Source organism: Hymenobacter terricola (assembly GCF_017921975.2).
Classification (GTDB): Bacteria; Bacteroidota; Bacteroidia; order Cytophagales; family Hymenobacteraceae; genus Hymenobacter; species Hymenobacter terricola.
In genome coordinates this window covers 60,091-86,059 of record NZ_JAGEMO020000009.1, presented here as the reverse complement: position 1 = coordinate 86,059, position 25,969 = coordinate 60,091, and the positions used below count along the sequence as shown (strand labels likewise).

Annotated in this window: 20 protein-coding genes; 9 read left to right on the top strand and 11 right to left on the bottom strand. The window is 62.0% G+C overall.

Translation table 11 applies throughout. The features are described from left to right. Nucleotides 1-81: 81 nt before the first annotated feature. From J4G38_RS09095 to rsfS, 5 genes are all read right to left on the bottom strand, one after another. Nucleotides 82-975, bottom strand: coding sequence for a hypothetical protein (locus tag J4G38_RS09095; protein WP_210516878.1), 894 nt, complete (start codon nucleotides 973-975; stop codon nucleotides 82-84). A 76-nt stretch (nucleotides 976-1,051) separates the two neighbouring features. Continuing rightward, entirely contained in the window at nucleotides 1,052-1,834 is a 783-nt protein-coding gene (locus J4G38_RS09090) for a UDP-2,3-diacylglucosamine diphosphatase (protein ID WP_210516880.1), read from the bottom strand. A gap of 55 nt (nucleotides 1,835-1,889) precedes the next feature. Continuing rightward, a complete protein-coding gene (locus J4G38_RS09085; RefSeq protein ID WP_210516882.1) occupies nucleotides 1,890-2,552 on the bottom strand; it encodes a LutC/YkgG family protein in 663 nt (220 codons plus the stop codon). 139 nt (nucleotides 2,553-2,691) lie between these two features. Next, entirely contained in the window at nucleotides 2,692-4,815 is a 2,124-nt protein-coding gene (gene ftsH / locus J4G38_RS09080; RefSeq protein WP_210516884.1) for an ATP-dependent zinc metalloprotease FtsH, read from the bottom strand. Nucleotides 4,816-5,033: 218 nt separating this feature from the next. Then, on the bottom strand, nucleotides 5,034-5,414 hold the full coding sequence (gene rsfS / locus J4G38_RS09075) for a ribosome silencing factor (RefSeq protein WP_210516886.1): 381 nt from the start codon (nucleotides 5,412-5,414) through the stop codon (nucleotides 5,034-5,036). Between the two features lie 67 nt (nucleotides 5,415-5,481). On the opposite strand from rsfS, the gene J4G38_RS09070 reads away from it, so the two are divergent. From J4G38_RS09070 to J4G38_RS09060, 3 genes are all read left to right on the top strand, one after another. Further along, complete coding sequence (locus J4G38_RS09070) at nucleotides 5,482-6,240, top strand: biotin--[acetyl-CoA-carboxylase] ligase (RefSeq protein WP_210516888.1); 759 nt, start codon at nucleotides 5,482-5,484, stop codon at nucleotides 6,238-6,240. A gap of 263 nt (nucleotides 6,241-6,503) precedes the next feature. Next, nucleotides 6,504-7,154 (top strand): T9SS type A sorting domain-containing protein, encoded by a 651-nt coding sequence (locus J4G38_RS09065; RefSeq protein ID WP_210516890.1) that lies wholly within the window; start codon nucleotides 6,504-6,506, stop codon nucleotides 7,152-7,154. A gap of 193 nt (nucleotides 7,155-7,347) precedes the next feature. After that, on the top strand, nucleotides 7,348-10,359 hold the full coding sequence (locus J4G38_RS09060; RefSeq protein ID WP_210516892.1) for a glycosyltransferase family 117 protein: 3,012 nt from the start codon (nucleotides 7,348-7,350) through the stop codon (nucleotides 10,357-10,359). On the opposite strand, the gene J4G38_RS09055 is transcribed toward J4G38_RS09060, so the two are convergent. Beyond that, entirely contained in the window at nucleotides 10,356-12,032 is a 1,677-nt protein-coding gene (locus tag J4G38_RS09055; protein ID WP_226163308.1) for a T9SS type B sorting domain-containing protein, read from the bottom strand. The two genes, J4G38_RS09060 and J4G38_RS09055, sit on opposite strands and share 4 nt — an antisense overlap. A 304-nt stretch (nucleotides 12,033-12,336) precedes the next feature. Then, nucleotides 12,337-13,041 carry a hypothetical protein gene (locus tag J4G38_RS09050; RefSeq protein ID WP_210516896.1) on the bottom strand — a complete coding sequence of 235 codons (705 nt, stop codon included), beginning with the start codon at nucleotides 13,039-13,041 and terminating at the stop codon, nucleotides 12,337-12,339. 219 nt (nucleotides 13,042-13,260) lie between these two features. Between J4G38_RS09050 and J4G38_RS09045 the strand changes: the two genes are divergently transcribed. Continuing rightward, nucleotides 13,261-14,550 carry a GWxTD domain-containing protein gene (locus J4G38_RS09045; protein WP_210516898.1) on the top strand — a complete coding sequence of 430 codons (1,290 nt, stop codon included), beginning with the start codon at nucleotides 13,261-13,263 and terminating at the stop codon, nucleotides 14,548-14,550. Continuing rightward, a complete protein-coding gene (gene rlmB, locus J4G38_RS09040; RefSeq protein ID WP_226163307.1) occupies nucleotides 14,487-15,554 on the top strand; it encodes a 23S rRNA (guanosine(2251)-2'-O)-methyltransferase RlmB in 1,068 nt (355 codons plus the stop codon). Before J4G38_RS09045 ends, rlmB begins: the two co-directional genes overlap by 64 nt. 151 nt (nucleotides 15,555-15,705) lie before the next feature. Here rlmB and J4G38_RS09035 read toward each other — a convergent pair whose 3' ends face one another. From J4G38_RS09035 to J4G38_RS09025, 3 genes are read right to left on the bottom strand one after another with little or no spacing between them, the layout of a single operon-like run. Continuing rightward, nucleotides 15,706-16,788 (bottom strand): mannose-1-phosphate guanylyltransferase, encoded by a 1,083-nt coding sequence (locus tag J4G38_RS09035; RefSeq protein WP_210516900.1) that lies wholly within the window; start codon nucleotides 16,786-16,788, stop codon nucleotides 15,706-15,708. A gap of 46 nt (nucleotides 16,789-16,834) precedes the next feature. Then, nucleotides 16,835-17,845: a KpsF/GutQ family sugar-phosphate isomerase gene (locus J4G38_RS09030; RefSeq protein WP_210516902.1), complete on the bottom strand. Its 1,011-nt coding sequence runs from the start codon at nucleotides 17,843-17,845 to the stop codon at nucleotides 16,835-16,837. A gap of 41 nt (nucleotides 17,846-17,886) precedes the next feature. Then, nucleotides 17,887-18,105, bottom strand: a complete 219-nt coding sequence (locus J4G38_RS09025; protein ID WP_226163306.1) for a hypothetical protein — start codon at nucleotides 18,103-18,105, stop codon at nucleotides 17,887-17,889. A gap of 101 nt (nucleotides 18,106-18,206) precedes the next feature. Here J4G38_RS09025 and recQ point away from each other — a divergent pair, with 101 nt between their 5' ends. The 3 genes from recQ to J4G38_RS09010 all read left to right on the top strand — a co-directional run bounded on the left by recQ (nucleotide 18,207) and on the right by J4G38_RS09010 (nucleotide 21,467). Then, entirely contained in the window at nucleotides 18,207-20,411 is a 2,205-nt protein-coding gene (recQ, locus tag J4G38_RS09020; protein ID WP_210516904.1) for a DNA helicase RecQ, read from the top strand. Nucleotides 20,412-20,562: 151 nt separating this feature from the next. After that, entirely contained in the window at nucleotides 20,563-20,904 is a 342-nt protein-coding gene (locus J4G38_RS09015) for a GxxExxY protein (RefSeq protein ID WP_210516906.1), read from the top strand. Between the two features lie 59 nt (nucleotides 20,905-20,963). After that, nucleotides 20,964-21,467: an EamA family transporter gene (locus J4G38_RS09010; protein WP_210516908.1), complete on the top strand. Its 504-nt coding sequence runs from the start codon at nucleotides 20,964-20,966 to the stop codon at nucleotides 21,465-21,467. A 61-nt stretch (nucleotides 21,468-21,528) separates the two neighbouring features. On the opposite strand, the gene J4G38_RS09005 is transcribed toward J4G38_RS09010, so the two are convergent. Further along, nucleotides 21,529-21,951, bottom strand: coding sequence for a BrxA/BrxB family bacilliredoxin (locus tag J4G38_RS09005; RefSeq protein ID WP_210516910.1), 423 nt, complete (start codon nucleotides 21,949-21,951; stop codon nucleotides 21,529-21,531). A gap of 362 nt (nucleotides 21,952-22,313) precedes the next feature. On the opposite strand from J4G38_RS09005, the gene J4G38_RS09000 reads away from it, so the two are divergent. Further along, nucleotides 22,314-25,919: a PKD domain-containing protein gene (locus tag J4G38_RS09000; protein WP_210516912.1), complete on the top strand. Its 3,606-nt coding sequence runs from the start codon at nucleotides 22,314-22,316 to the stop codon at nucleotides 25,917-25,919. The last annotated feature ends 50 nt before the right edge of the window (nucleotides 25,920-25,969 follow it).

The following is a 25,969-nucleotide window of genomic DNA, read 5'->3' as shown; positions in this document are numbered from 1 at the left end:
CCCCGACTAACGGCCGGCTTTTCCGGCGGGTTGCCACGGTTCAGCCCGCCCCCGGCCCAACCTCCACCCTACGCCCCGCCCTTACATCTGATACACAGCCACGCCCGCCACCGTGAAAATGTAGGCGTAGGTTTCACCCACCAGCACTTGCCGCACGGCGCCGGGGTCCACGCCGGCGGGCAGGGCCACGCGGCGCTCGGTCAGGTTGTAAAGGTGGAAGAAATGAACCGCCCCGGCATCGAGGTAATACAGCTCATCACCTCTGAAGCCGATGGTATTCAGCCCCGGGAAAGGCAGCTTCTTCTTGTAGTTGCCCAGGTTGTCAAACACATACACGCCGGTGCTGCGGTCCACCAGGTAGGTGTTGTTCTGGTACTGCCGGATGAATCGGAAATCGGGCCGCGAGTGGCCGATTATCAAATCCAGCGGCGTGTTCTGCACCAGGCGCAGGGTATTGGGGTCGAATTCGCGCAGCACGAGGTTGCTCTCATCGAGCAGCCAGATGAAGTTGTCCGGGGCCAGCGTGGCCACGCGCACCGTGCCATCCAGGTAGTCGGCGAGCCGCACTTCGCTGATGAGCGACAGGAACCGGTCGAGCAGCACGAGCTGCTGCCGGTCGTCGTTGAAGACGAGCGTGGTGGTCACGTTCCAGGCCTCCACCTGCGCGGCGTGGCCGGGCTGGGTGGGCGCGTAGGTGTTCAGGGGCAGGCCTTCGGGGCCGTATTGGCGGAGGTTGTTGTCGGCATCGGCCACGTAAAGCGCCCCACGCCGGTCAAGTGAAGCCGCGCCAGGGTTATTCAGCTTGATGAGGCGTAGCAGCTTCCAGGCGGCCACGGTGGGGGCCGCGCTGGCGTCAGTTGGCGGCACCGCAGCCGGCTGCACCGGCGACACGGTTTGTCTCGAAGCCGGCGCGGCCGAAGCGGCGGAGGGGACGGTGACCTGGGCGTGGGCAGCAATGCCGCACAGTAAAAACATTGCGAGACACTGCGTTTTTAAACACTGCGTGACACTGCGTGAAATGCCGCCCACCCGGCGCAAGCTGAAGCATGCACTACCTCTCAAAATGCCGCAAAGCCAGCTCGTTGCCATCATACACGCCGTAAGAACAATAATTGACCCATTCGCCCAGGTTCACGTAGCGGCTGCCGGGGGCCACCTCCACATCGAGCGGCAGGTGGCGGTGGCCGAACACGTAGTAGTCGTGGTGCCAACGCGCTTCCAGCTCGCGGCAGTATTGCAGCAGCCATTCCTCTTCGCCGAAATAAGTCGCGTCGTCCTTGCCGGTTTGCATGCGGCTGCGGCGGCTCCACTTGTTGGCCATGCCGATGCCGAAGTTGGGGTGCAGCCGCGCAAACAGCCACTGCGCCAGCCCGGAGGTGAACACCTGCTTCAGGGCCTTGTAGCTGTAGTCCTTCGGTCCCAGCCCATCGCCGTGCCCAATGTGAAACAGCTTATCGCCGATGCGCTGCGACACCTCCTGCCGCAACACCGGAATGCCCATCTCCTCGGTAAAGTAGCCGAACATCCACATATCATGGTTGCCGGTGAAGATGGTGACGGGCATGCCCGCATCGGTGAGCTCCGCCAGCTTGCCTTGCAGTCGGATAAATCCCCTCGGAATGGCATGCTTGTACTCAAACCAGAAATCGAACAGGTCGCCCAGCAGGTAAATAGCCGCCGCATCCTGCGCCACCTCATCCAGCCAGCGCACGATGCGCCGCTCCCGTGCCAGCGACGAAGCCGCGTCCGGCGCTCCCAAGTGGAAATCGGAAGCAAAATAGACCCGCTTGCCGGGCGGCAGCGCCAAATCAGGCAGCGTAAGGGTTGGCTTCATTCAGGAAACAAGTAATCTAAAACGGCATTCGAGCTTGCCGGGACGTTCATTATTCTTAATTAAGCGCAGTGTCCTCGTCTTCGTCTTCCAGCAAAAACAGCGCGATGCGGCGCGGTCCATGCGCCCCAAGCACGAGGGTTTTCTCAATGTCGGCGGTGCGGCTCGGGCCGCTGGTGAGCGATACCATCGACGGCATTTGGGCGCCGTAGCGGGCCTGCACCACCCGCAGCGCGTCGCCGATTTCGGCCACCACCTGGCCGGGCCGGGCCAGCACCAGGTGCTGGTCGGGGTAAATGCTCAGCCGTCGCCCGCTGGCCGTGGCGGCCGATACCAGCACGCTGCCCGTGCGCGCCACCAGGGCCTCGCACGAAGTCAGCCCCAAATCGGCCTGCTCGATAAAATTCGTTTCATCGGCCCGGAACGCGATGCCCGCTTTGTACAGCAGGGACTGCATTTTCGGCTCCCACACGTAGGGCGCGCCCACCTGCTGCCGCTGCTGAAACCCGGCAATTTGCACGGCCAGGTGCGGCAGCGACTCGCAGTAGTAAAACTCGCCGCCCACCCGCTGGAAACTCTCCGCGAAGGCCACCACGGGGTCGGCAGTATTCAGCGGCGGGTGCACGGGGGCCGTAAAGTCGGGCCGGGGTGGCAGCGGCGCGGGCTGCGTCAGCCCCTGGCGGATGCGGGCGAGAATGGCGTTGCGGGAAGTGTCGGCCATAAGTGAAAGAGGCGCTGGTTGAGGTCGTCAAAGGTAGCGGGTGCGGGAATATGTCCTGGGCTACCACGCGGAATCAATAAAAAAGCCCATCCCTGAACCAGGAATGGGCTTTTGTTATAAATTTACTGCTTGGGGCTCCTTAGGCGCCGGCTATTGCGTTGCCGCTGGGCGCGGGGGCCTCGTTGTTGCGGTCGTCGTCCAGGCCGGGCAGGCGCAGGTCGGGCAGGTCGGTGCCCAGTTTGCCACCGGCGGCTTGTTCGCCTTTCACTTCGCTGGCGGTTTCGCTGCGGTCCGTACCGGCCATGTGGGCCTGGTAGTTGGTCTGGGTTTCGAAGGGGCGCGGGCCCACGAGGCGGGTCAGGTCCTCCTGTTGCAGCACCTCTTTTTCCAGCAGCTCCTTCGCCACTACTTCCAGCTCGTGGCGGCGCTCGGTGAGCAACTCCTTGGTGCGGGTGTAGGCGTTTTCGATGATGGTACGCACTTCCTCGTCAATCACCTGCGACGTAGCTTCCGAGTAAGGCTTCGAGAAACCGTACTCGTTCTGCCCCTTCGAGTCGTAGAACGACACGTTGCCGAGCTTGGCGTTCATGCCGTACATCGTCACCATGGAGTAAGCCATTTTGGTGATGCGCTCCAGGTCGCTCAGCGCACCAGTAGAAATTTTGCCAAACACCAACTCTTCTGCGGCGCGGCCGCCCAGAGCCATGCACATTTCGTCGGTCAGCTGCTCGGTGTTGTACAGGAACTGCTCTTTGGGCAGGTATTGTGCGTAGCCCAACGCAGCCACGCCACGAGGCACGATGCTCACCTTCACCAAAGGGTCGACGTGCTCCAGGAACCAACCCGCGATGGCGTGGCCGGCTTCGTGGTAAGCCACAATGCGCTTCTCGCCGGGCGAGATAATTTTGTTCTTTTTCTCCAAACCACCAATTACGCGGTCGATGGCATCGGTGAAATCCTGGTCGGTAATGAACTTCTTGTCGCGACGAGCAGCGATAAGTGCGGCCTCGTTGCAGACGTTGGCAATTTCAGCCCCCGCAAAACCAGGAGTTTGGGCCGAAAGACGACGGGCATCCACGTCGGGGCCCAGCGTCAGCGGCTTCAGGTGCACCTGGAAAATCTCGGTGCGGCCGTTGATGTCCGGCTTGTCGATGCTTATTTGCCGGTCAAAACGACCAGGCCGCAACAGAGCCGAATCCAGCGTATCGGGCCGGTTGGTAGCGGCCAGAATGATAACTCCCGAGTCGGTGCCGAAGCCGTCCATCTCCACCAGCAGCGAGTTCAGGGTGTTTTCCCGCTCGTCGTTGCCGCCGGGCATCGAGCCCCGCGAACGGCTCCGGCCCACGGCGTCAATCTCATCAATGAAAATGATGCACGGTGCCTTGGCTTTGGCTTGCTTAAACAAGTCGCGCACCCGGGCGGCACCCACGCCCACGAACATTTCCACGAAGTCGGAACCTGACAACGAGAAGAACGGCACGTCAGCTTCGCCGGCAACCGCTTTGGCCAGCAGGGTTTTGCCCGTACCGGGAGGCCCCACCAGCAGCGCGCCTTTCGGAATCTTACCCCCGAGGACGGTGAATTTGCTTGGGTTCTTCAGGAACTCCACAATCTCCTGCACTTCCTCTTTGGCTTCTTCGAGGCCGGCCACGTCTTTAAAGGTGATTTTCACCTTATCGCCGCCTTCAAACAAAGCTGCGCGGCTCTTGCCAATGCTGAAAATCTGGCCACCCGGCCCCCCGGCGCTGCCCATGCGACGCATCAGGAACCAGAAGCCCACAATCATCAGCACGATGAAACCGTAGCTACCGAGCAGGTCCAGGGGGCTTGACCGCGACTCGATATCGAGCGGCAGGCGTTTGGCGGGCAGCACGTCTTTCTGCAGCAGGTCGAAGTCCTTTTTAAACACCTCGCCGTTGACGACGGTGAAATAGAACTGCGCGCCTGCGCCCACCCCAAATGGGGCACGACGGGCCAGCAGCAGTTGCTGGTTGGTGGATTTGGCCAGGCCTTCTTTGGTTAGGGAAATGTCTACCTGCGTGTTGTTCACAATGGTCACATCGCGCACATCGCCAGCCGCCAGCATCACTTCAAACTGCTGCTGGTCGATTTTGGCGGGCGAATTCATGTTGTTCACCAGCATGACTCCGACCAGGAACACCAGCAGGCCCGCCAGCACCCACAGCTGCACGCCCGGCCGCGGGTTGGGAGTAGGCACCAGCGCCTTCTTCTTCTTGTTGTTATTGGGATTTTTATCCGACATGAAAATAGCTAGTTAAAATCAGGTATAACTACGACCAAAACACCACGCTCAAAACAAATGTTCGGCAAAAGCGGGTGTGTGCCAGCCTTCATTTCGAGCACAGTAAGGAAGGCATCGAAGCCCGGCGCAGGCCAAATCAGCTTCACTTCCTTGCAGCACTCGGAACAACGAGAGAGACGTGCGAGCGGGACAAATATTTTATCCCGCTTTGTCCCGCCTTAGGCCGGCTCGGCTTCGATGTAGCTGATGTCGGCATCACCCCACAGCTCTTCGAGCGCGTAGAACTTGCGGCGGTCGCGCAGAAAGACGTGCACCACCACGTCCACGTAGTCGAGCAGCACCCACTCGCGGTTGGTGCGGCCTTCGGTTTGCCAGGGGCTTTCGCCGGTTACTTTTTCAATTTCCTCTTCTACCGAGCGGGCCACGGCTTCGAGTTGGGTATCGGAATTGGCCGAGCAGATGATAAAATAATCTGCGACGGCGTTTTTGAGTTCCTTCAGATTCAGCACCACAATGTCAGCTGCTTTTTTGTCTTGCATGCCGCGGACGACTAAATCTGCCAATGTGTCTGAATCCTGCCGGACCAACGTGCTTTTCATATTGTCTTGTTAGGTGTGAGCTTTGCAGCCGAAAGTCAACGAAGTTAAAGATAAGCGAAAGAAGGCTGTGGTTGTCACCCCTCAAACCCTGTTCACGGGCCAGCAGTTGCTGTGGCTGCCGTCCTGTGCCTCCACCAATTCGGAGGCGCAGGCCCTGATTGTCCAAAACCGGGCCAGCGAAGGCTGCACCATAATTACGGACTTTCAGACCGCCGGCCGGGGCCAGCGCGGCAACCAATGGGAGGCCGCCCCCGCCGAAAACCTGATGCTTTCGGTGGTGTGGCAGCCCACGTTTCTGGCCGCTGCCCAGCAGTTTCGTCTTAGCCAGGCCGTGGCGCTGGGCGTGCACGACTGGGCCACCGCCCTGCTCGGCCCCGACCCCAAACTGAAGCTGAAATGGCCCAATGATTTGTATTACGCCGACCAGAAACTGGGCGGCATCCTTATCGAAAACACATTAACGGGCCCAAAGATTCAATACAGCATCATTGGTATTGGCCTGAACGTCAACCAGCAAGCCTTCGCGGTGGCCACGGCCACGTCCTTTCGCCAGCTTACGGGCCGCGTCTACAGCCGTGAGACCCTGGCCGCCCGCCTGCTCGAGTGTCTGGAGCGGCGCTACCTGCAGCTGCGGGCCGGGCAAGAGGGCACTTTGCGGCGCGACTACCTGCAGGCGCTGTACCGCTACCAGGAAACCCACAGCTTCGAAGTAGCTGGCCGGCGGGTGAGCGGCCAGATTGTCGGGGTGGAGGACGATGGCCGGCTGGCCGTGGCCATTGGCAATGAGCTGCGCCGCTTTGGCCTGCAGGAAATTCGGCACGTGTAGCAACCCTGGCAGCCTTTCAGGCATCTGGGTACTATATTCAATATTTTTAATAAAAAATAATTCCTGAGGCAACCATACCGGCACGGCGGCCGAGTTCTTTTTGTCATGGGCCATACAACTTTGGGCAGTTTCGTCGGTCTATCAAACCGAAACGCCCCGCCTGGCGTTGGTTGGGCCGAATCTTGGGGCAACCCGGCACGGTGCTTGTCTTTTGTGGCTTCAGGTCGTCACCTTTTTTGTTTTTACCATTTTCTGCAAATCTTATGAAACTCTTTACTCGTCTCACGTTGCTTTCTGCCTTGGTCCTTGGGTCATGGAGCAGTGCTTTTGCTGTTGATGTGGTTGTGCAGGTAGGCCCCAACGGAGCTAATACTTACTCGCCCGCCAACATCACCATCCGGCCGGGCGACGTGGTTGTATTCACCTGGGTTTCGGGTGTCCACCCCACCGTATCCGATAGTTCGCCCGCCGCATGGGCCATCTTCACCCCCGGCAGCGGTGCTGCTGCTACTACCCGCGTTGCCAATCTGCCAGTCGGCGTTTATCCTTACCATTGTTCCGCACATGCCTTTCAATCGGCACCGGGCCAGCCTTATCAGGGCATGATTGGTACCATCACGGTAGCGTTGGCCTCGGCGGCAACTGATGCTCAGCCCACCGCTACGCTGAATGTGTACCCCAACCCCAGCCACGGCCAGGTGACGGTGCAGCTGAGCCAGAAAGCCGGCCAGAGCTATGTGCTGCGCCTGAGCAACATCATCGGCCAGGAGGTGCGTACCATCGCCCTCAGGCCGGAGTTGACCAGTGCCGGCCTCCCGCTCGATTTGGGCGACCTGCGCACCGGCGTGTACTTCTACAGCCTGCTGGTTGACGGCAAGGTGGTGAGCACAAAACGCCTGGTGTTGCAGAACTGAGGAATTTTACAGCTAATGGATTGACAAAAAGCAGCCTCGGGCTGCTTTTTGTGTTTCTAGCCTGAATTGGTTTTCAGTTCATGCCAGTGCAACGCTGCATTGCCTACTTTTGCCTTTTAGCTGACTTACCAGCTTCATTTCCCGGCTGCGCTTTTGCCCATGTAGCCGGCCCTTGTGCGCCTCATTCGATTCTATGCGTTCCTTTAAAAGCCTGAATAACCTCGTTGGCTGGGTGGTTTTCGCCATTGCCTTCGCCACGTACCTGCTCACCCTGGAGCCCACGGCTTCGTTCTGGGACTGCGGCGAGTTCATTGCCTGCTCCTTTAAGCTGCTGGTGCCGCACCCGCCCGGCGCGCCCACGTTCCTGCTGCTGGGCCGCCTGTTCTCGCTGTTCTCGTTTGGCGACGTGACCAAGGTGGCGGTGCTCATCAACGCGTTGTCGGGGTTGAGCAGCGCGTTTACGGTCCTGTTTCTGTTCTGGATTATTACCCGCATGGCCCGCAAGCTGGTGCTGCGCGGCGAGGCCAACGACTACTCGCTGGCCGCCGAAAACATTGAGCCCACGGGCTACCAGACCTTCCTCATCCTGAGTTCCGGGGCGGTGGGGGCACTGGCTTTCGCGTTTTCCGATTCGTTCTGGTTCAATGCCGTGGAGGGCGAGGTGTACGCCATGTCGGCGCTGTGCACGGCGGCCGTGGTCTGGATAATGCTGAAGTGGGAAGCCCACGCCAGCGAGCCCGACTCCGACCGCTGGCTCATTCTTATTGCCTACGTCATCGGCCTCAGCATCGGGGTGCACTTGCTGAATCTGCTCACGCTGCCGGCCCTGGGCTTTATTTACTACTACCGCCGCACCGCCAACCCGACCATGAAGGGCGGCATCATTGTGCTGGTGGTGAGCATGATTATCGTGGGGTCCATCCTGGTGGGCATCATTCCCGGGTTGCCCACGCTGGCGGGCGGGTTCGAGGTGTTCTTCATCAACACCATTGGGCTGCCCTTTAACTCGGGCCTGTTCATCTTCCTGATTGTGTTTATCGGGCTGATTTACCTGGGCTTCCGGCTCTCGTTCAAGTACCGCAGCCAGCTGCTGAACACGGCCATGCTGAGCTTTGTGTTCATCCTGATTGGGTATTCGTCTTACCTGATTGTGCCGATTCGCAGTTCCTTCAAGCCCACCATCAACGAGAATGACCCGGAGGATGTGCTGAGCTTCGTGAGCTACCTCAAGCGCGAGCAGTACGGCTCGCGGCCCTTGCTCTACGGCCCGCAGTTCAACGCCCAGCCCGACCACTACGAGGAAGGCGCGCCGCGCTACGCCCGCGACGTGAAATCCGGCACCTACAAGGAAATTCTGCCCCGCCAGCAGGAGCCCGGCTACGCCGACGCCGACAAGATGCTGCTGCCCCGCATCTACAGCTACGAGCCCGACCAGATTGCCAACTACAAGAAGTGGGTGGACATTCAGGACGGCGTGAAGCCGACGATGGGCCAGAACCTGGGCTTCCTGTTCCGCTACCAGATGGGGCACATGTTCTGGCGCTACTTCATGTGGAATTTCGTGGGGCGCGAGTCAGATATCCAGCAGGCGGGCGTGGTAACGCCGCTCAGCCCCAGCGCCAAGAGCCTGCCGCCCCGCGTGGGTGAGAGCCCGGCGCACAACAACTTCCTGGCCCTGCCACTCATTCTAGGCCTCATCGGCCTGTTTTTCCAGAGCCGGCGCGACAGCAAGGACGCCTGGGTGACGGGCCTGCTGTTCCTGATGACCGGCCTGGCCATCGTGATTTACCTCAACCAGCCGCCGCGCGAGCCCCGTGAGCGCGACTACACTTTCACCGGGGCCACGTTTGCCTTTGCCATCTGGATAGGCCTCGGGGTGCTGGGGCTGGCCGAATTATTCGGCAAAGTGGTGAAGGCCGACGGGCTGCGCGCCGGCCTCGCGCTGGCGGTGGGCCTGCTGATTCCGGGCATTATGGCGGCCCAGGGCTGGGACGACCACAATCGCTCGGACCGCTACAACTCGGTGGATTCGGCCAAGAACCTGCTGAATTCCTGCGCCCCGAACGCCATTCTGTTCACGAATGGCGACAACGACACCTTCCCGCTCTGGTACGCCCAGGAGGTGGAGGGCGTGCGCACCGACGTGCGCGTGGCCGTGCTCTCGTACCTGAACACCGACTGGTACATCGCCCAGATGAAGCGCCGCTCCTACCTCTCGCAGGGCTTCCCCATCTCGATGCCGGCCGAGGCCTACGCCCAGGGCACCAACGACATGGTGCCCTACGCCGCTAACCCGGCGGTGCAGAGCGTGAACCTGAAGGAATTCATCCAGCTGGTGAAGGACAATAACCCACTGCTGCAAGTGCAGTACCAGGAAGGCGGCCCGAGCATGATGTCCTTCCCGACGGCCAATTTCTTCCTGCCCATTGATACCGTGGCGGTGCGCAAGCTCAACATCATCCCCAAAGACCGGGAGAAGCAGCTGGTGGCCCGCATGGACTGGAGCATGGGCAAGCGTGCCATCGAGAAGAAAAACCTGGTGATTCTCGACATGATTGCCACCAACAACTGGCAGCGGCCCATCTACTTCAGCAGCACCGTGGCGCCCAGCGACTACATGAACCTGCAGCCCTACTTCCAGCTGGAGGGGATGGCCTACCGCCTGCTGCCGCTGAAGGACCCGAACTACGACCCGCGCAGCGGCGACGAGGGCTTCGTGGAAAAAGACCTCACCTACACCCGCCTGCTGAAGGATTTCAGCTACCGCGGCCTGCAAAACCCGAAGATTTTCTACGACGAGAACAACCTGCGCTTCCCGGCCAACTACCGCGATAAATTCGCCCGCCTGTCTTCGGCCTACCTCTCGGCCGGCAACGTGGCCAAGGCCAAGGAAGTGGCCGACAAGTGCCTGGAGCTGATGCCCGACAACGCGATTCCCTACGACTACTACTCGCCGCAGCTGGTGCCCGCCCTGGTAGCGGCCGGCGAGAAGAAGAAGGCCGACGACCTGCTCGACACCATGACCCGCCGCTCGGAGCAAATGCTGGCCTACTACGCCACCAAGCCCGATGCCAGCCTCTTCGAAGACGACCAGCGCGGCTACCTCCTCAGCCTGCAAAGCGTGTACCGCGCCGCCGAGCTCAGCGGCGACAAAGCCCGCAGCGAGAAGGCCCTGGGCCTGATGAACCAGTACTACCCGCGCTAATCCGGCGTTCGGTAGCGGCGACCGTAGGTGGTGTCTACTAAGAAATAGTAATAGCTGCCGGCCGCGACGGTGGCATCGGCCGGCCACTGGCCCTGGTAGTCGGCGGCCTCGAAGAGGAGCTGGCCCCACCGGGAGAACACCTGCAGGCGTAGCGTCCGCGGGCTCGGGGCGAGGACGCGGAACCGGTCGTTCCGGCCGTCGCCATTGGGCGTGACGATGTTGGGGATGTTGAGCAGCGGGGCGCAGTCCTGCGGACGCACGCGCACGGTGGCCGCCACCGCCTGGCAGCGGGTGCGCACGGTGAGCGTGAAGGCCCCGCCCACCCCTGCCGGCACGAACAAGGCCGGGCCCGTGGCCCCCGTGCTCCAGTCGTAGCTGACGCCGGCCGGCGGCGGCGGCAGGGCCAGCCGCCAGGGCTCCTGCGCGCACACCAGGGTATCGGTGGGGAAGCCGGCGGGCACGAGCGGGGGCGGGAGTAATGCCACGTCCACGCTGTCGCGCACGGGGCAACCGTCGGCGGTGCGGGCCAGGAGGCGGTAGCGGCCGGGCTGGCTTACGGCACGGGCGGGGCCGGTGGGGCCATCGGCCCACTGATAGCCCTGCAAGCCGGGCGCGGCCGTGAGCGTGAGCGACTGGCCGGCGCACAGCGCCGGCGGCGGGGCCAGTAGTGGCGTGAGGCGCGGGTCGTAGCGGCGCACCTCCACGCTGTCTTTCACCAGGCCGCAGCCGAAATCGGCCGTGACGACGTAGCGGCCGGGCTGGCTCACCTGGATGCTGGCCGTGGTCTGGCCCGTGCTCCAGCGGTAGCCCTGGAAACCGGCCTGGGCGGTGAGGGTGGCCGGGCCGGCACCGGGGCAGGTGCCCAGCCACTGGTCGGGGCCCAGCTCCAGGGCCAGGCCGGCCGGCAGCACGGCTTCCACGGCCACGTCGTCGATGGAATACTGGGCATTGGGATACCCCGGGTTGACGCCGTAGGACCGGAGCCGGCGCACGGTGGTCGCGGCGTCGGGCTGGAAGTTGCCCAGGGTGAAGTACTGCTCGCCGCCCTGGGCCACGAAGGTGCGGCTGAGGTAGGTGTAGTGCAGGGTATCGGTCAGGGTCTGGCCCGGTGCCAGCAGCTGCGCCTGGGGCTGGTAGCCGGTGAGGACGCGGGCGGAGCTATTGCCGAAACGCGCGGGGGAAAAGTACACCCCCAAGTTGTCGGAGGAGGTGGGGGGGGATGGAATCTCGGCGGGAAAGGACACCCGGACCCAGGCGGAGACCCGGTACGTGCAGCCGGCCCGCAATGGCTGGCTGAGCTGCCCCTGCGCGTAGCTATGTCCCAGGTCACCGCCGTAGGTTGTCAGCATGATGTACCCACCGCCCGTCCGGGGCAGGTACCAGCCGTTGTAGCGCCGGCCGTACCGGCGAACCTCTGGCAAGGCGTTGCAGGCTATTACATGGCCAGCGGAGAGGGCAGTAGGAGAAAGCCAGCCCGGCGCGCCCGTACCCAGGCGGAAGCCGGAAAGTACGTAGTCCAGGTTACTAGCCCCGGTAGTAGCCTGCGTCGTACTATCCAAGCAGCGCGTGTACTGCTCAAACCCGGGATTAATCACCAAGTTCTGTCCAAGGGCAGCGGAGGCCCCGGCGGCCAGCAGCCAGCCCCAGAGGGCCAGGGAGGGTAGGTATTTCATGAATTTGGGAAGCCAAAAGCCCCGGCAGCCGGCATTTCTGCCAGCTGCCGGGACCCTTTTCCGGCCGGAAATACGAAGTTACTCTGCTTTCAGGACCCGGCCCACCGTGGTGCCGGCCGCCGTGGTCAGGCTCCTTTTATCTCCTTGGGAAGCACCCGCCACCGGCGTCCGGTCCTTCTTACCCCCCTGGCAAGCACCCGCCGCGCGCGTCCGGCCCTGCTTACCCCCCTGGCAAGCACCCGGCGCGCGCGTCCGGCCCTGCTTACCCCCATCGGATGGGCCGGACGCGCGCGCCGGGCCCTCCCTAAGCCGTTTTAGCCGCAGCTTTCTTGGTGGCCCCGGCCCGGCTGGGCAGGCTGGCGAAGTCGAAGTACTGCCGGGCCCGCATGGGCTCGCGGCGGTGCACATAGCAGGCGGCGGTGTGCACGTCCCACAGGGCTTCGACCACGGCCACGGCGCTGGGGCCCAGGTCGCCGATGGTTTGCTGCAAGGCGGTGCGGGCGGTGGTTTTGGTGGTGCTGGCTTTTTCGTACTTCTTCAGCAGCGCACGGGCCGGGGCGCCCTGGGCCCGCACGGTTTCATCGGGGCTGGTTTCCAGGGCCTGGGTGTAGGCGGTGAGGCGGGTAAGGCGCTGCTTCACCAGGGCCTGGGTGAGGCCGCCGAGGTTGTCGGGGTAGTAGGTGTCGTGGTCGTCGGCATGGTCGAAGAGGTAGGGAGCCAGCACTTTTTTGTCGGTGGCGGCGAGGAAGAGCTTGAAAGCGTCGTAGGCCGTTTGTTCGGCGCTGGTGCTGGTTTGGCTGCTGCCGCCCTGGCCCCGGCGGGTCACCATGTCGTCGCGCAGGCCGGCCACGGCGGTTTTCAGGTCGGCCCCGTGCCCGGCAATGAGGGCCTCGACGCCGGGCGCGGCCACGGCCATCGCCGTGAAGTCGCCGAAGGCCGCCAGGCCCTCGCGGGAGATTTTCAGGTTGAGGAAGAAGTTCTCGAACTTGTCGTTCTGGTAGTCTTTCATGGGGCAAACGATGAAATGGGTAAGGAATTGAAAACGAGCCCGCGCGGCCCGGCTAATGCCGGGGCAAAGTAGCAGGAAAATATGGGTTTGGGGGAGTGAGCCGCTTTTTTGGTATCTTAAATACATCCCGGCGGCCTGCCGGCATTTGCAGCAGGGCTTGCAACTGCTTTCCTGCCTCAGAAATAAGGCCTTTATACTTCCGTATCCGTAGTCTTACCTATGCACCCTATTCCGCGCTTTTGGCGCCGCCTCGGTTGGCTGCTGCCGCTGCTCTGCGCCGCCTTTATTCCCCTGGCCCCGCGCCCCGACTACGCCGGCCTTTACCGCGACGCCCCCCACCTCGACGTGGACACCCGCCGCGAGGGCGACAGCCTGCGCCTCTACCTGCGCCTGCCCGCCCCCGCCCGCCTGGGCCCCGGCCACGCCCTGCGCCTCACCGCCTGGCCCAGCTACGAAGCCAAGTACCCGCTGTGGCAGGACAGCATTCCGCGCCGCCGGCAGCACCCCCGCCCCACCGCCGATGGCAGCGTGCGGCTCAGCTTCTGCATCGCGGCGGCCCGCGTGCCCGCCGGGGCCATCCTGGAGCTGCGCACCGGCCCCGCCGAAGCCAAAGACGACTACCAGGAGCCCACCACCACCGCCTGGCTGCGCCTCACCGATGCCCAGCTGACGCGCCCCTTCGTGCTCACCGACTCGGCCGGGCTGCCGCTCCTGCGGCGCTACGTGCGGGCCGGCGAAACCTTCGGGGTGGACTGCTTCGGCCTCTACCAGCCCATCCACTGGAAGCGCTACGCCGTGACGCCCACCCCCGCCCTGCCGCCCATGACCAACGCGGCGGCCATGCCTGCCGGGCCCCGCGTGCTGCCGGTCCTCGACTCGGCCCAGACCCGGCCCGGCGAGCCCCTGCGCTTTGCCGGACCCGGCCTCTACGCCCTGCGCGTGGGCGGCAACGGCGCGCCCCTCTCCCGCACTCTGGCCGTGCTGGTGGCCGCCAACACCTACCCCGCCCTCACCACCGCCGCCGAGCTGATTGAGCCCCTGCGCTATCTCACCACCAGCAAGGAGCGCCAAAAGCTCACCGACGCCCCCGACCCCAAGCGGGCCGTGGATAAATTCTGGCTCGACATCGCGCAGGGCAACCAGGCGCTGGGCAAAGACCTGATAAAGCGCTACTACGGCCGCGTGACGGCCGCCAACCGCCTCTTTGCCGCCCACAAGGCCGGCTGGCTCACCGATAGGGGCCTGCTGTACGTGGTGCTGGGCGCCCCGCCCAGCGTGCGGCGGCTGTTCAACGGCGAGGAACGGTGGTTTTATCCGGACGGTAGTTTGGGTGGCGGACCCATTACCTACACCTTCCGGCCCCGGCCGAGTACCTTTGCCCCTGATTACTATGAATTGGTGCGCCGGCCCGAGTACGAATTGCTCTGGTATGCCGCCGTTGAAAAATGGAGAACCCCACCGACCGCCCTGACCGGCCAGAACGTCCCAACCGACCCGCGCGACCGGTAGCCGGCCGCCGCTTCTACGACGGCGCCAACCGCCCCGTCACCCCGAAACAGTTCCGCCCCGACCGGGGCGGCAGCGAATTTGACGAGCGCCCCGCCCGCCCCAAAGGCCGCGGCGGCTCCGACAACCGCGACGAAGCCGCCGGCGACCGCACCGGCCGCTCGGACCGGGGCGAGAGCCGGCCACCCTTCCGCGAGCGCAGCGAAAGCAGCGAACGCGGTAGCTCCGGCGACCGCCCCCGCTACGAAAACCGCCCGGCCCAGGCGGCAAGCATCGACATGCTGTTTGGCCTGCGCCCGATTCAGGAAGCATTGAACGCAGGCCGCACGCTGGAGAAGATTTTCCTGCTGCGCGGCACCAAAAACAGCCTCGTGACGGACATCTCCGCCGCTGCCCGTGCCGCCGGCATTCAGGTGCAGCTGGTGCCCGTAGAAAAGCTCGACAACCTGACCCGCAAGAACCACCAGGGCGCGGTAGCCTTCGTGTCGCCCATCGATTACGCGCCGCTCGACAGCATCGTGTCCGGCTTGTTTGAGGAAGGCAAAGTGCCCTTCCTGCTGCTGCTCGACCGCATTACCGACGTACGCAACTTCGGCGCCATTGCCCGCACGGCCGAGTGCCTGGGCGTGCAGGCCATCGTAGTGCCCGGCCGGGGCGCGGCCCAAATCAACGGCGACGCCCTCAAAACCTCCGCCGGGGCGCTGAATATCCTGCCGGTGTGCCGGGAGAATAACCTGCACGAAACCATCCGCTTTTTGCAGCAGTCGGGCGTCACCATCGTGGCCTGTACCGAGAAAGCCGACGAAGCCGTGGGCGCGGCCGAAATCGACTTCACCGGCCCGGTGGCCATCCTCATGGGCTCGGAAGAAGACGGCATCTCGCCCGACCTGCTGAACCTGGCCGACGTGAAGCTGCGCGTGCCCATGGCCGGCCAGATTCAGTCGCTGAACGTGAGCGTAGCGGCCGGCATCATGCTGTTCGAAGTGGCGCGCCAACGGGTCATTTAACAATTAGCATTTAACAGGACATGCTGCTAACTAACCGGCAGCCGGGCCAGACGAAAAAGGCTCTTCCAATGGAAGAGCCTTTTTGTTTTAAACACTCAATTAACAGCAACACACTGGACTGTTGAATGATAAATGTTAATTGTTAAATGACCTAGTTATACCCGCTGCCCTTCTTGGCCTTCACATCGGCCACGAATTCCTTTACGCGCTGCTCTTCGCTGCGCTTGCAAATCAGCAGCACGTTGTCGTACTCGGCCACGATGTAGTCTTCCAGGCCCTGCACTACCACGAGGCGTTCCGAAGGGGTTTTGATGACGCAGCCGGTGGTGTCGTAGAGCAGCACGTCGCCGCTCACCACGTTGTCGTTTTCGTCGTGCCGGCCAATGCGGTGCAGCGAGTCCCAGGTGCCTACGTCGCTCCAGCCGAAATCGGCGGGCAGCACATACACGTTATCCGCCTTCTCCATCACCCCGTAATCGATGCTGATGTTGCGGCAGCGCGAATAGGCCGCGCTGATGAAGTCCTCTTCCTGCGGCGTGCCCAGCACATCGCCCCCCTCGTCGAATACTTCGGCAATGTCGCCCAGGTACTGGTGGAAGGCATTCAAAATCACATCGGCCCGCCACACAAACAGGCCGGAATTCCAGAGAAAATCGCCGCTTTCCACAAACATGCGGGCCAGCTCCAGATTCGGCTTTTCGGTGAAGGTCTTGACTTTGTGCAGCTGGCCGCCGGGCAGGCTCTGCTCGTCCATGTACTGGATGTAGCCGTAGCCCGTGTCGGGCCGCGAGGGCTGGATGCCCAGGGTGATGAGCACATCGTTGGCGCGGGCTGCGGCTACGGCCGTCTTGATGAGGTGCCGAAACTCTTCCTCGCGCAGCACGGCGTGGTCGGCGGGCGTGACGATAATGGTGGCCTTGGGGTCGCGCTGGGCAATGCGGTAGCTGGCATAGGCGATGCACGGGGCCGTGTTGCGCCCGATGGGCTCGCCCAGAATCTGGTCAGCGGGCAGTTCGGGCAGGTGCTCCTGCACCAGAGCCCGGTAGTCGCGGTTAGTGACGACAAACACGTTTTCGGCCGGACACACCCCGGCAAACCGGTCGACGGTCAGCTGAAGCATGGAGCGACCCATGCCCAACACGTCGTGAAACTGCTTTGGATGGTGGGTGCGGCTAAAGGGCCAGAACCGGCTGCCAATACCGCCGGCCATTACGATGAGGTAGGTGGAGTTCATTACAATAAAGGTAAAGTAGAATCTCCGTGCTGCCACGGCGGGCAGCTTACACGAGGCCCTCGCGCAGCAAATCGTGCAGGTGAATAAAGCCCGCGAACTGGTCTTCTTCCGTCACCACCAGCTGCGTTATGTTGCGCTGCTGCATCCGGACCAGTGCTTCGGCGGCAAAGTCCTCGATGTCAATCGTGGCCGGGCGCGGCGTGAGAATGTCGCGCGCCTTGAGCTGTTCGAGGTCGGAAAAGCTGCCCAGCATGCGGCGCAGGTCGCCGTCGGTGATGATGCCGGCCAGCTGGCCAGCGGCGTCGAGCACGGCGGTGGCTCCCAGTCGCTTACCCGATATTTCGAGCAGTACTTCCTTGAGCGGAGCGTCCTCAAGCACCTGGGGCCGCTGGTTCTGGCGGCTCAGGTCGCCCACTTTCAGGTAGAGGCGCTTGCCCAGGGTGCCGCCGGGGTGCAGGCGGGCAAAATCGGCGGCGGTGAACTGCCGGCTTTCGAGCAGGCACACGGCCAGGGCATCGCCCAGGGCCAGGGCGGCGGTGGTGCTGGTGGTGGGGGCCAGGTTGTTGGGGCAGGCCTCCTTCTGCACCGGGGCGTGCAGAATGTAGGTGGCCTGCTGGCCGAGGTAGGAGTCGGCGTTGCTCACCAGTGCGGCCAGCGGCACGCCTTTGCGGCGCAGCAGCGGCACCAGCACCTTTATTTCGGGCGTGTCGCCGCTCTTGCTGATGGCCACCACAAAATCCTCGGGCTGAATCATGCCCAGGTCGCCGTGAATGGCATCAGCGGCGTGCATGAACAGGGCGGGCGTACCGGTGCTGTTGAGCGTGGCCACAATTTTGCCCGCGATGTGGGCGCTTTTGCCAATGCCCGTGACCACCACGCGGCCCTTGAGCTGCAGGATAGCCTGCACACAATTCACGAAATCTGGAGTGGCCGCCAGGGCGCCGGCCACGTCGAGCAGGGCCGCGGCTTCTTCGTGCAGCACCTGGCGGGCAATGGCCAACACATCGACAGAGGCTGGGGCAGTAAGGGCGTTGGGGGATGGGGCGGAAACGGGCATGGATAAATGGGGAATGATATTGCAAAATTGGGGGAAAGAAGCTAAGCGGAGAGCAGAACCTTGAAAGCAAGGCGCGGGCCCGAAAAGAATTGGCATACCGAACCAATTGGCCCATTTCTGTTGCAAATCTGTTCAAAAAGGCGCTGCAAAGTGCCTAAACGGCGGCAAGCAGCACGCCCAACCGCCTCGAACTGAGTAATTGTTCCGGTGCTGACCGCTGCTTCCGGACCAGCGGCCAATATGAATAAATTGTTTTCCACAATTTACAAAAATCACTAATTTTCACGTCGAAAATATTGGCTGTTGCTTATCTTCGTTATGAACCGTGCATCTGTGCGCATCTCACCTGAGTTTTCAACCTATGTCCTCCGCTGTTCTTCAGGAAGCCCCGGCCCTCACCGCCGACTTGAAACATACCCTTAAAGAAGTATTCGGCTACGGCCAGTTTCGGGGCACCCAAGAAGCTGTTATTCAAAATATACTGACGGGGCACAACACCTTCGTCATCATGCCCACCGGCGCGGGCAAAAGCCTGTGCTACCAGCTGCCGGCGCTGGTAATTCCGGGCACGGCCATTGTGATTTCGCCCCTCATCGCCCTGATGAAAAACCAGGTCGACCAGCTCGGGGCCTTCGGGGTGAATGCCCAGGTGTATAATTCGACGCTGACCAAAACGGAGATGAACCGGGTGAAAAAGGACGTCATGAACGGCGACGTCCGGCTCCTGTACGTGGCCCCCGAAAGCCTCACCAAGGACGACACCATTGAGTTCCTGCTGAAGTCGACCATCAGCTTCGTGGCCATCGACGAGGCCCACTGCATTTCGGAGTGGGGCCACGATTTCCGGCCCGAATACCGCAAGATTCGCGGCATCATTGATAACCTGGGCGGCAACGTGCCGATTATCGCCCTCACGGCCACGGCCACGCCCAAAGTGCAGCTGGATATCCAGAAGAACCTGCAGATGGACGACGCCTCGGTGTTCAAAACCAGCTTCAACCGCACCAACCTCTACTACGAGGTACGCGCCAAGCACAACACCAAAAAGCAGCTGATTCAGTACGTGAAGCAGCACAAGGGCAAGGCCGGCATCATTTACTGCCTGAGCCGCAAGAAGGTGGAGGAAATTGCCGAGCTGCTGCGCGTGAACGATGTGCGCGCCCGCCCCTACCACGCCGGCCTCGACCAGCAGGTCCGCATCGATAACCAGGACGCGTTTCTGAACGAAGAATGCGACGTGATTGTGGCCACCATTGCCTTCGGCATGGGCATCGACAAGCCCGACGTGCGCTTCGTGATTCACTACGACGCGCCCAAAAGCATTGAGGGCTACTACCAGGAAACCGGCCGCGGCGGCCGCGACGGCCTGGAAGGCAACTGCCTGATGTTCTACAGCTACGACGACATTCTGAAGCTGGAAAAATTCAGCAAAGACAAGCCGGTGACCGAGCGCGACAACGCCCACCAGCTGCTGGCCGAGATGACGAACTACGCGGAGTCGTCGGTGTGCCGGCGGCGGCAGCTGCTGCACTACTTCGGCGAACAGCTGGACAAGGACTGCGGCTTCTGCGACAACTGCCGCCACCCCAAGGAACGGTTTGAGGGCGAAGCCGCCGTGGGCCTGGCCCTGCGCGCCGTGGTGCAGACCGAAGCCCGCTTCAACCTGAACCACGTGGGCCAGGTGCTGCTGGGGTTGAGCAATCCGCACATCGAAAGCTACGCCCACAACGCCCTGCCGGTGTACGGCCGGGGCAAGGAGCTGGGTGACGCGCAGTTCTGGCATTCGGCGCTGCGCCAGTGCCTGCTGAATGGCTTTTTGGAAAAGGACATCGACAGCCTGGGCCTCGTGCGCATCACCGAAAAGGGCCTCGATTTCATCGAAAACCCGTATTCCATCACGCTCACCAAAGACCATAACTTCGACGAAGAGCAAAAGGCCGACGAGGAGAAAGTGGAGGAGCAGCAGGCCGCCGGCCACGACGAAGCCCTGTTCACGCAGCTCAAGGAACTGCGCAAGCAGGTGGCCAAGCAGAAAAACCTGCCGCCCTACGTCCTCTTTCAGGACCCGAGCCTAAAGGAGATGGCCACCACCTACCCCACTTCGCTGCACGACCTCACGCACGTATCGGGCGTGGGCCAGGGCAAGGCCCAGAAGTTTGGCGCGCCGTTCGTGGCCGCCATCAAGAAGTACGTGGAGGACAACGACATCGAAACCGCCGAGGACGTGGTGGTGAAGTCGGCCGTGAACCGCTCCAAAATCAAAATCTACATCATCCAGCAAATCGACAAGAAGATGATGCTGGAGGATATTGCCTCCTCGAAAGGCATTTCGATGGGCGAATTGATGGAGGAAATCGAGCACATCTGCTACTCGGGCACCCGCCTCAACATCGACTATTACCTGGAGGGAATGGTGGAAGAAGAAGTGCGCGACGAGATTTACGACTACTTCATGTCGGCCAGCACCGACAACATTGCCGTGGCCATGCAGGAGCTGGGCGATGATTTCACAGAGGAGGAACTGCGCCTGGTGCGCGTGAAATTCCTAAGCGAAGTAGCCAACTAGGACCACAGATTTAACGGATTTCAACGGATTGGGACGGATTTTTTGTGGTTCCGCTCGCTCTGTTGAGTAGTTGCTTTTCCTTTACTTATGGCTGGGCTGGTTGGTTTAGAGGAGTACAATCAGCTGACTCACGCCATTAATTGGCTGCGCGATGACGATGCACCGCAAGCTGGGGCGAGAGTTTCCGGAAGTGGTTTATCAACGGGCATTGGCCATTGAGCTTTTTAAGCAAGCACTGCGCGCCGAGCGGGAAATCGATTTGCCGATTTATTACGACAACGAAAAAGTCGGCTCTCGCAGGGCCGACTTTTTCGTTGAAGACAAGGTGCTAGTGGAAATAAAAGCCGTGGAAGGCCTATTGGCCGGCCACCATGTTCAGCTAATCAATTACCTCGAAGCATTCAAAATTTCAGTTGGGCTCCTAATAAATTTTGGGGCGTCCAGCCTGGAATTTAAACGTTTCGTAAAAACCCAGAAACTACACAGCGACTGAAAGCCGGAACCCCAAATAATCCGTTTCAGTCCGTTGAAATCCGTTAAATCTGTGGTCCCATGTGGATTGTTTTTGCGTTGCTGGCTGCCCTGGCCTCCGCTTCGGTGGTTACGCTCTCGAAAGCCGCCATCAAAGAGGTGCCGCCCAGCCTGGTGTTTGCCATTGAGGCCGTACTGATTTTGGTGGTGGCCTGGGGCACGGTGCTGTTTCAGGATTTGCTGCCCGAAATCGGCAAGATTGAACGCAAAACCTGGCTGGTGCTGGTAGCGGCGGGCGTGCTTACGGCCACCTCGTCGCTGCTGGTGTTTCGGGCGCTGTCGATTGGCGATGCTTCGCGGGTGTCGCCACTCACGAATATCACGCTGGTGTTTTCGGTTACGATGGCGGCCGTTTTCCTTAAAGAAAAGCTGACGTGGCAGGTGGTGCTGGGCGCGGCGCTTATGGCCGCCGGGGCCAGCATCATCGCCACCACCAAACCGGCCGCGAAGAAGGAAGCAACCAACAACAGAAATGGTCGCCCCGCTAGCGGAACGACCATTTACGAATCGGAAATCAACGGTTAATGGTGAGTAATTAATGGTCAGTCATTAACCATTAATCACTCACCATTAACCGTTATAAAACCTAGCAATACTCTTCGAACGCGCCTTGCAGGTTGTTCACGATGCGCATGGCGTCGGAGCCTTCGATGTGGTAGCGTTCAATCATGTGCACCAGCTCGCCGTCTTTGAACAGGGCGATACAGGGCGACGAGGGAGGGTATGGGAGCAGGTGCTCGCGCATTTTGGCCACGGCGTCGGTTTCCATGCCGGCGAAAACGGTCACGAGTTTGCCGGGTTTTTTGTCGGCGCTGGCCAGGGCCATTTTCAGGGCGGGGCGGGCTTTGGCGGCGGCGCAGCCACACACCGAGTTCACGGCCACCAGCACGGTGCCTTCGTTTGAAGCCAACGCGGAATCAACCTCTTCGGGCGTCATCAGCTGCTCGAAACCAACTTCGGTGAGGTCCTGGCGGATGGGCGCCACCATGTATTCGGGATAAACTGCCATTGTCGTAAGTATTATTAAAAAAGCGGCGGGCCGCGTGCGGGTACAAAAGTACGGGATGGGCGGCACTGTCCTGCATAAGTCCGCGACCGCCCAAAAGGTTCGGGCTACGGGCGTGGCTGCACAGCAGCTTCTTTAATTCCAAGTGGGCAGGCGGAGTCGCAAAGATTCACCATACCTTGGGTCGTTGCAAATCATTCTCAACTTTTTAACAAAAAATGCCAATGAGATTTTTTCTACCACTTTCTCGGCTGGGGCTGTGCCTGCTGCTGGGCGGTACGGCCTGGGCTAATTTCGGCCAACAGGCTGCTGCTCAAACGCTCCCTCGCCCTACATCCGAGGCGTTGCGTGCGCGTCACAAGCCAATGGCAACGGCCAAAACTAAAACCAAAGCCACTATCAGAGCGAACTCGCGCCTCGACAGCGAGCTAAAGCTCCTCGATGCGCAGGCGGGCAGCGCCACGGCCAGCGAGCTGCGGGTCAGCTTTCCGCAGCTGAGCTTTGGACTGCACGCGGGCCAGCCCACGGTGCTGGTGCGCATCACGGCCAAAGACGTGAATGCCCTGCTACCCGTGCTGCAAAGCCGGGGCTTTGAGGTGTCAACCTCTTACCCCAAGCTGCACTTTGTGGAAGGGATGCTGCCCGTGAGCCAGCTGGCCGCCGCCGATGCGCTGAGCAGCTACGGCCTGATGGGCATTCTGGCATCGCTGAAGCCGGAGAGCAACGGCGGACTGGTAACGAGCCAGGCCGACTACTTACTAGAAGCTGACCGCGCCCGTGCTACCCGCCCCAAGCAGGCAACGGGGGTGGGCGTTACCATTGGGGTGGTAAGTGATTCATTTAATGCTTTAGGAGGAGCCGGGACGGACGTGGCCTCGGGCGACCTGCCAGCTACCGGCGTACGCGTGCTGCACGAAGGCAATAGCACTGATACCGACGAAGGTCGCGGCATGTGCCAGCTCATCTACGACCTGGCCCCCGGCTCGCCGCAGGTTTTCAGTACGTCTCATGGCGGCGAAGGAGTCTTTGCCCAATATATCCGCGACCTGGCCAACCCGGCCATTGGCAACTGTAAGGTGATTGTGGACGATATATTCTACTTTGCTGAGCCAATGTTTCAGGATGGGGTCATTGCCCAGGCCATTACCGACGTGGTAACCAACCGAGGAGTGGCTTACTTTTCGTCGGCCGGCAACCATGCCGACAACAGCTACGAGAATGCCGCCCCGCAGTTTGTGGCTAACGCCAACGGCGTGCGCTGCCTCAACTTCGACGTGTCGGGCACGACCATTGACCTGACGCAGCGGCTCACGATAGGCAACGGCGTCAGATTCCGGCCCTATCTGCAATGGTCCGACCCGTTTTACACTACCAACGGGGTGCGGACGGACCTCGACATGTATTTACTTGCGGTAAGCAGTACCGGGGTTGTGGATACCGTGGCCCGGAGCAGCTCGCGCAACCTGCTCACCCAGACGCCCCTTGAATTCATGTCCTTTACCAACGCGACGGCGACCACCGGCACCACCACTTTCGACCTGGTCGTCGTGTTGAAAGGCGGGGCCATGCCCACTCGCGTCAAGTACATAAATGCGAACAACGGCAGCGCGGTCCCTATTGCCGAGTGGAACACGTCCAGCAGCACCACCTTTGGCCACAATACCGTCGCTGAGGCTATGTCCGTAGCCGCCGTGCCGTACTACAACCAGCGCGTCAAGGAAGGCTTCACCTCGAAAGGCGGCCCGCTGCCATTTCTGTTCTCTCCCACCGGGGCAGCGCTGAGCACCCCGGCCATTCGCCAAAAACCCAACATCGCCTCAATCGACGGCACGAACACGACGTTTTTTGGCTACGACTACGAGGGTGATGGTTTCGCCAATTTCTTTGGCACCTCGGCAGCGGCGCCGCACGCGGCGGCCGTAGCCGCGCTGCTACGCTCCGCCGAGCCTACCCTCACGCCCGCCCAGGTGTATAGCCGCCTGTTGGGCAGCGCCCGCCTCCTGCCCGGCACCTCGGCCGCCGACCCGTACACCGGCGCCGGCCTGGTTGATGCCTTCACGGCCCTGTATGGCCCGGTGGTGGCGGCCACGCCGCCCCTGGTGGAGGACCTCGAAAAAGGAGCTTTGCCGGTGAGCTGGCGGGTGGAAGGCACCGGCGCGGCGCGCACCCAGGTATCGACACTGGCGCCTGCCTCGGGCATCCAGGGTTTGCTGCTCGACGCTTACCCGAACATCACTTCGGTGTTTTCGCTGAACGAGGCCACGCTGTTTTTGCAGGGCGCGGCGGCCACCAACCTGCGGCTGACGTTCCGCGAGCGCAAGTACCGGGCTGAAACGGATGAGCCGATGCCCGCGCAGTTTGCGGGCCACAGCAACACCGATGGCGTGGCCCTGAGCGTGGACGGCGGCACCACCTGGTACCGCGTCGTCGACCTGACCGGCATCAATGCCACCACCGTTTTCCAAACCACATCAGTGGACCTGACGGCCTTTGCCACGGCCAACAGCCTGACGCTGGGCAATGATATCCGCATCAAGTTCCAGCAGTACGGCCGCGGGGGCGCTACGGCCGCCAACTTCTCCAACCGCGCCGGCCGGGTGTTTGATGACATTGTGGTGGGCAGCCGCATCCCGGCCCCCGCGCCGCTGTACATCTACAGCCAGCCCACCACCGGCTGCCCCGGCTTGCAGGTGCAATACGCCGACTCGTCGCTGTTTCGGCCCACGGCCTGGGCCTGGACATTTGCGGGGGGCACGCCGGCCAGCTCCACCCTGCCCAACCCCAACGTGACCTACAACACGCCCGGCCACCACAGCGTGACGCTGAGCGTAACCAACGCGGCCGGCACCGTGGCCCGCACCGATACCGGCGTGGTGGTGATATATGGCCGCGCACCGGTAGCAACCATCACCAGCACCAATCTCAGCGTCTGCCGTGGGGGCGCGGTCACGTTTGGCAGCTCGGCGCTATACTGCCCGGGCACTTTCCTGTGGAGTTTTCCGGGAGGCCTGCCGGCCACTTCAGCTGCACAAAACCCCAGCGCGGTGACCTACGCCACGGCCGGCAGCTACACTGCCACCCTCACCGTGAGCAATGCGTTTGGCAGTGCCACCACTTCAATCGTGGTGCTGGTGGGGGCTCCCCTGCCTTCGTCCTTCACCGAAACTTTCAACGCGGCGACGACGCTGCCAGGCGGCTGGTCGTTCGTTACCCCGGCTCCGGCCTTGCCGTGGGCCTTGGTCGACGGTATTTTTGGCCGCCTGGGTTCGGCCAGCCGGGCCCTGCGCGCGCCATTCGCCGACGACCCTACGGTGGGCAGCCATCCGGCAGTATACACGCCAACTTTCGACCTGACCACAAACGCCTCGGCCACCCTCAAATTTGACGTAGCCTACCGGCCCTATGCCAGCGTAGCGGGCGGCCCCGTTACCGCCAATGATTCGCTCATTGTGCAGATTGCCAGCGCCTGCACGGGCGCCATTCTGGGCCGGCCCTATGCCAAAGGGGCGCTGGGCACCCTGCCCACCGGTGCCAGCAAGCCCGGCTTTGTGCCAACCACGGCCGCCGAATGGCGCCAGGAAACGGTGGACCTGACGCCCTACGCCGGCAACCGGGTGGTTATTCGCTTTGTGGGCAGCAACGGCCACGGCAACTACCTGTACCTCGACAACGTGCAGCTGAGCAGCACCCCGCTTTCGATGACTTCGGCGGCCAACGCCGTGGGCTTCGAAGCCTGGCCCAACCCCACCCCCGGCGGCACGGCCCTGAACCTGCGCCTGCCCGCCTTCACCGGCCAGGTGAGCCTGCGCCTGGTGGATGCGCTGGGCCGTGTGGTGTGGCAGGAGCAGGTGCAGCAAACCGGCGGGGCGCTGGAGCACACCCTGCGCCCGGTCCTCGCCTCCGGCCTCTACGACTTGCTTTACGTGCCGGCCGGTAGCACGCCCGTGGCCCGCCACCTCGTGCTGGAATAGCTTACCAGCAAGCCAAAAAAAGGGCCGGGCGCTAAGCGTCCGGCCCTTTT

What these genes read in the sequence shown, in the direction of transcription:
- J4G38_RS09055 (WP_226163308.1), bottom strand. Translation starts at nt 12,032, where the DNA reads ATGAAATACCTACCCTCCCTGGCCCTCTGGGGCTGGCTGCTGGCCGCC.
- recQ (WP_210516904.1), top strand. Translation starts at nt 18,207, where the DNA reads ATGTCCTCCGCTGTTCTTCAGGAAGCCCCGGCCCTCACCGCCGACTTG.
- J4G38_RS09015 (WP_210516906.1), top strand. Translation starts at nt 20,563, where the DNA reads ATGACGATGCACCGCAAGCTGGGGCGAGAGTTTCCGGAAGTGGTTTAT.
- J4G38_RS09005 (WP_210516910.1), bottom strand. Translation starts at nt 21,951, where the DNA reads ATGGCAGTTTATCCCGAATACATGGTGGCGCCCATCCGCCAGGACCTC.
- rsfS (WP_210516886.1), bottom strand. Translation starts at nt 5,414, where the DNA reads ATGAAAAGCACGTTGGTCCGGCAGGATTCAGACACATTGGCAGATTTA.
- J4G38_RS09060 (WP_210516892.1), top strand. Translation starts at nt 7,348, where the DNA reads ATGCGTTCCTTTAAAAGCCTGAATAACCTCGTTGGCTGGGTGGTTTTC.
- J4G38_RS09090 (WP_210516880.1), bottom strand. Translation starts at nt 1,834, where the DNA reads ATGAAGCCAACCCTTACGCTGCCTGATTTGGCGCTGCCGCCCGGCAAG.
- J4G38_RS09085 (WP_210516882.1), bottom strand. Translation starts at nt 2,552, where the DNA reads ATGGCCGACACTTCCCGCAACGCCATTCTCGCCCGCATCCGCCAGGGG.
- J4G38_RS09050 (WP_210516896.1), bottom strand. Translation starts at nt 13,041, where the DNA reads ATGAAAGACTACCAGAACGACAAGTTCGAGAACTTCTTCCTCAACCTG.
- J4G38_RS09035 (WP_210516900.1), bottom strand. Translation starts at nt 16,788, where the DNA reads ATGAACTCCACCTACCTCATCGTAATGGCCGGCGGTATTGGCAGCCGG.
- ftsH (WP_210516884.1), bottom strand. Translation starts at nt 4,815, where the DNA reads ATGTCGGATAAAAATCCCAATAACAACAAGAAGAAGAAGGCGCTGGTG.
- J4G38_RS09065 (WP_210516890.1), top strand. Translation starts at nt 6,504, where the DNA reads ATGAAACTCTTTACTCGTCTCACGTTGCTTTCTGCCTTGGTCCTTGGG.
- J4G38_RS09000 (WP_210516912.1), top strand. Translation starts at nt 22,314, where the DNA reads ATGGCAACGGCCAAAACTAAAACCAAAGCCACTATCAGAGCGAACTCG.
- J4G38_RS09010 (WP_210516908.1), top strand. Translation starts at nt 20,964, where the DNA reads ATGTGGATTGTTTTTGCGTTGCTGGCTGCCCTGGCCTCCGCTTCGGTG.
- J4G38_RS09095 (WP_210516878.1), bottom strand. Translation starts at nt 975, where the DNA reads ATGTTTTTACTGTGCGGCATTGCTGCCCACGCCCAGGTCACCGTCCCC.
- rlmB (WP_226163307.1), top strand. Translation starts at nt 14,487, where the DNA reads ATGGAGAACCCCACCGACCGCCCTGACCGGCCAGAACGTCCCAACCGA.
- J4G38_RS09030 (WP_210516902.1), bottom strand. Translation starts at nt 17,845, where the DNA reads ATGCCCGTTTCCGCCCCATCCCCCAACGCCCTTACTGCCCCAGCCTCT.
- J4G38_RS09045 (WP_210516898.1), top strand. Translation starts at nt 13,261, where the DNA reads ATGCACCCTATTCCGCGCTTTTGGCGCCGCCTCGGTTGGCTGCTGCCG.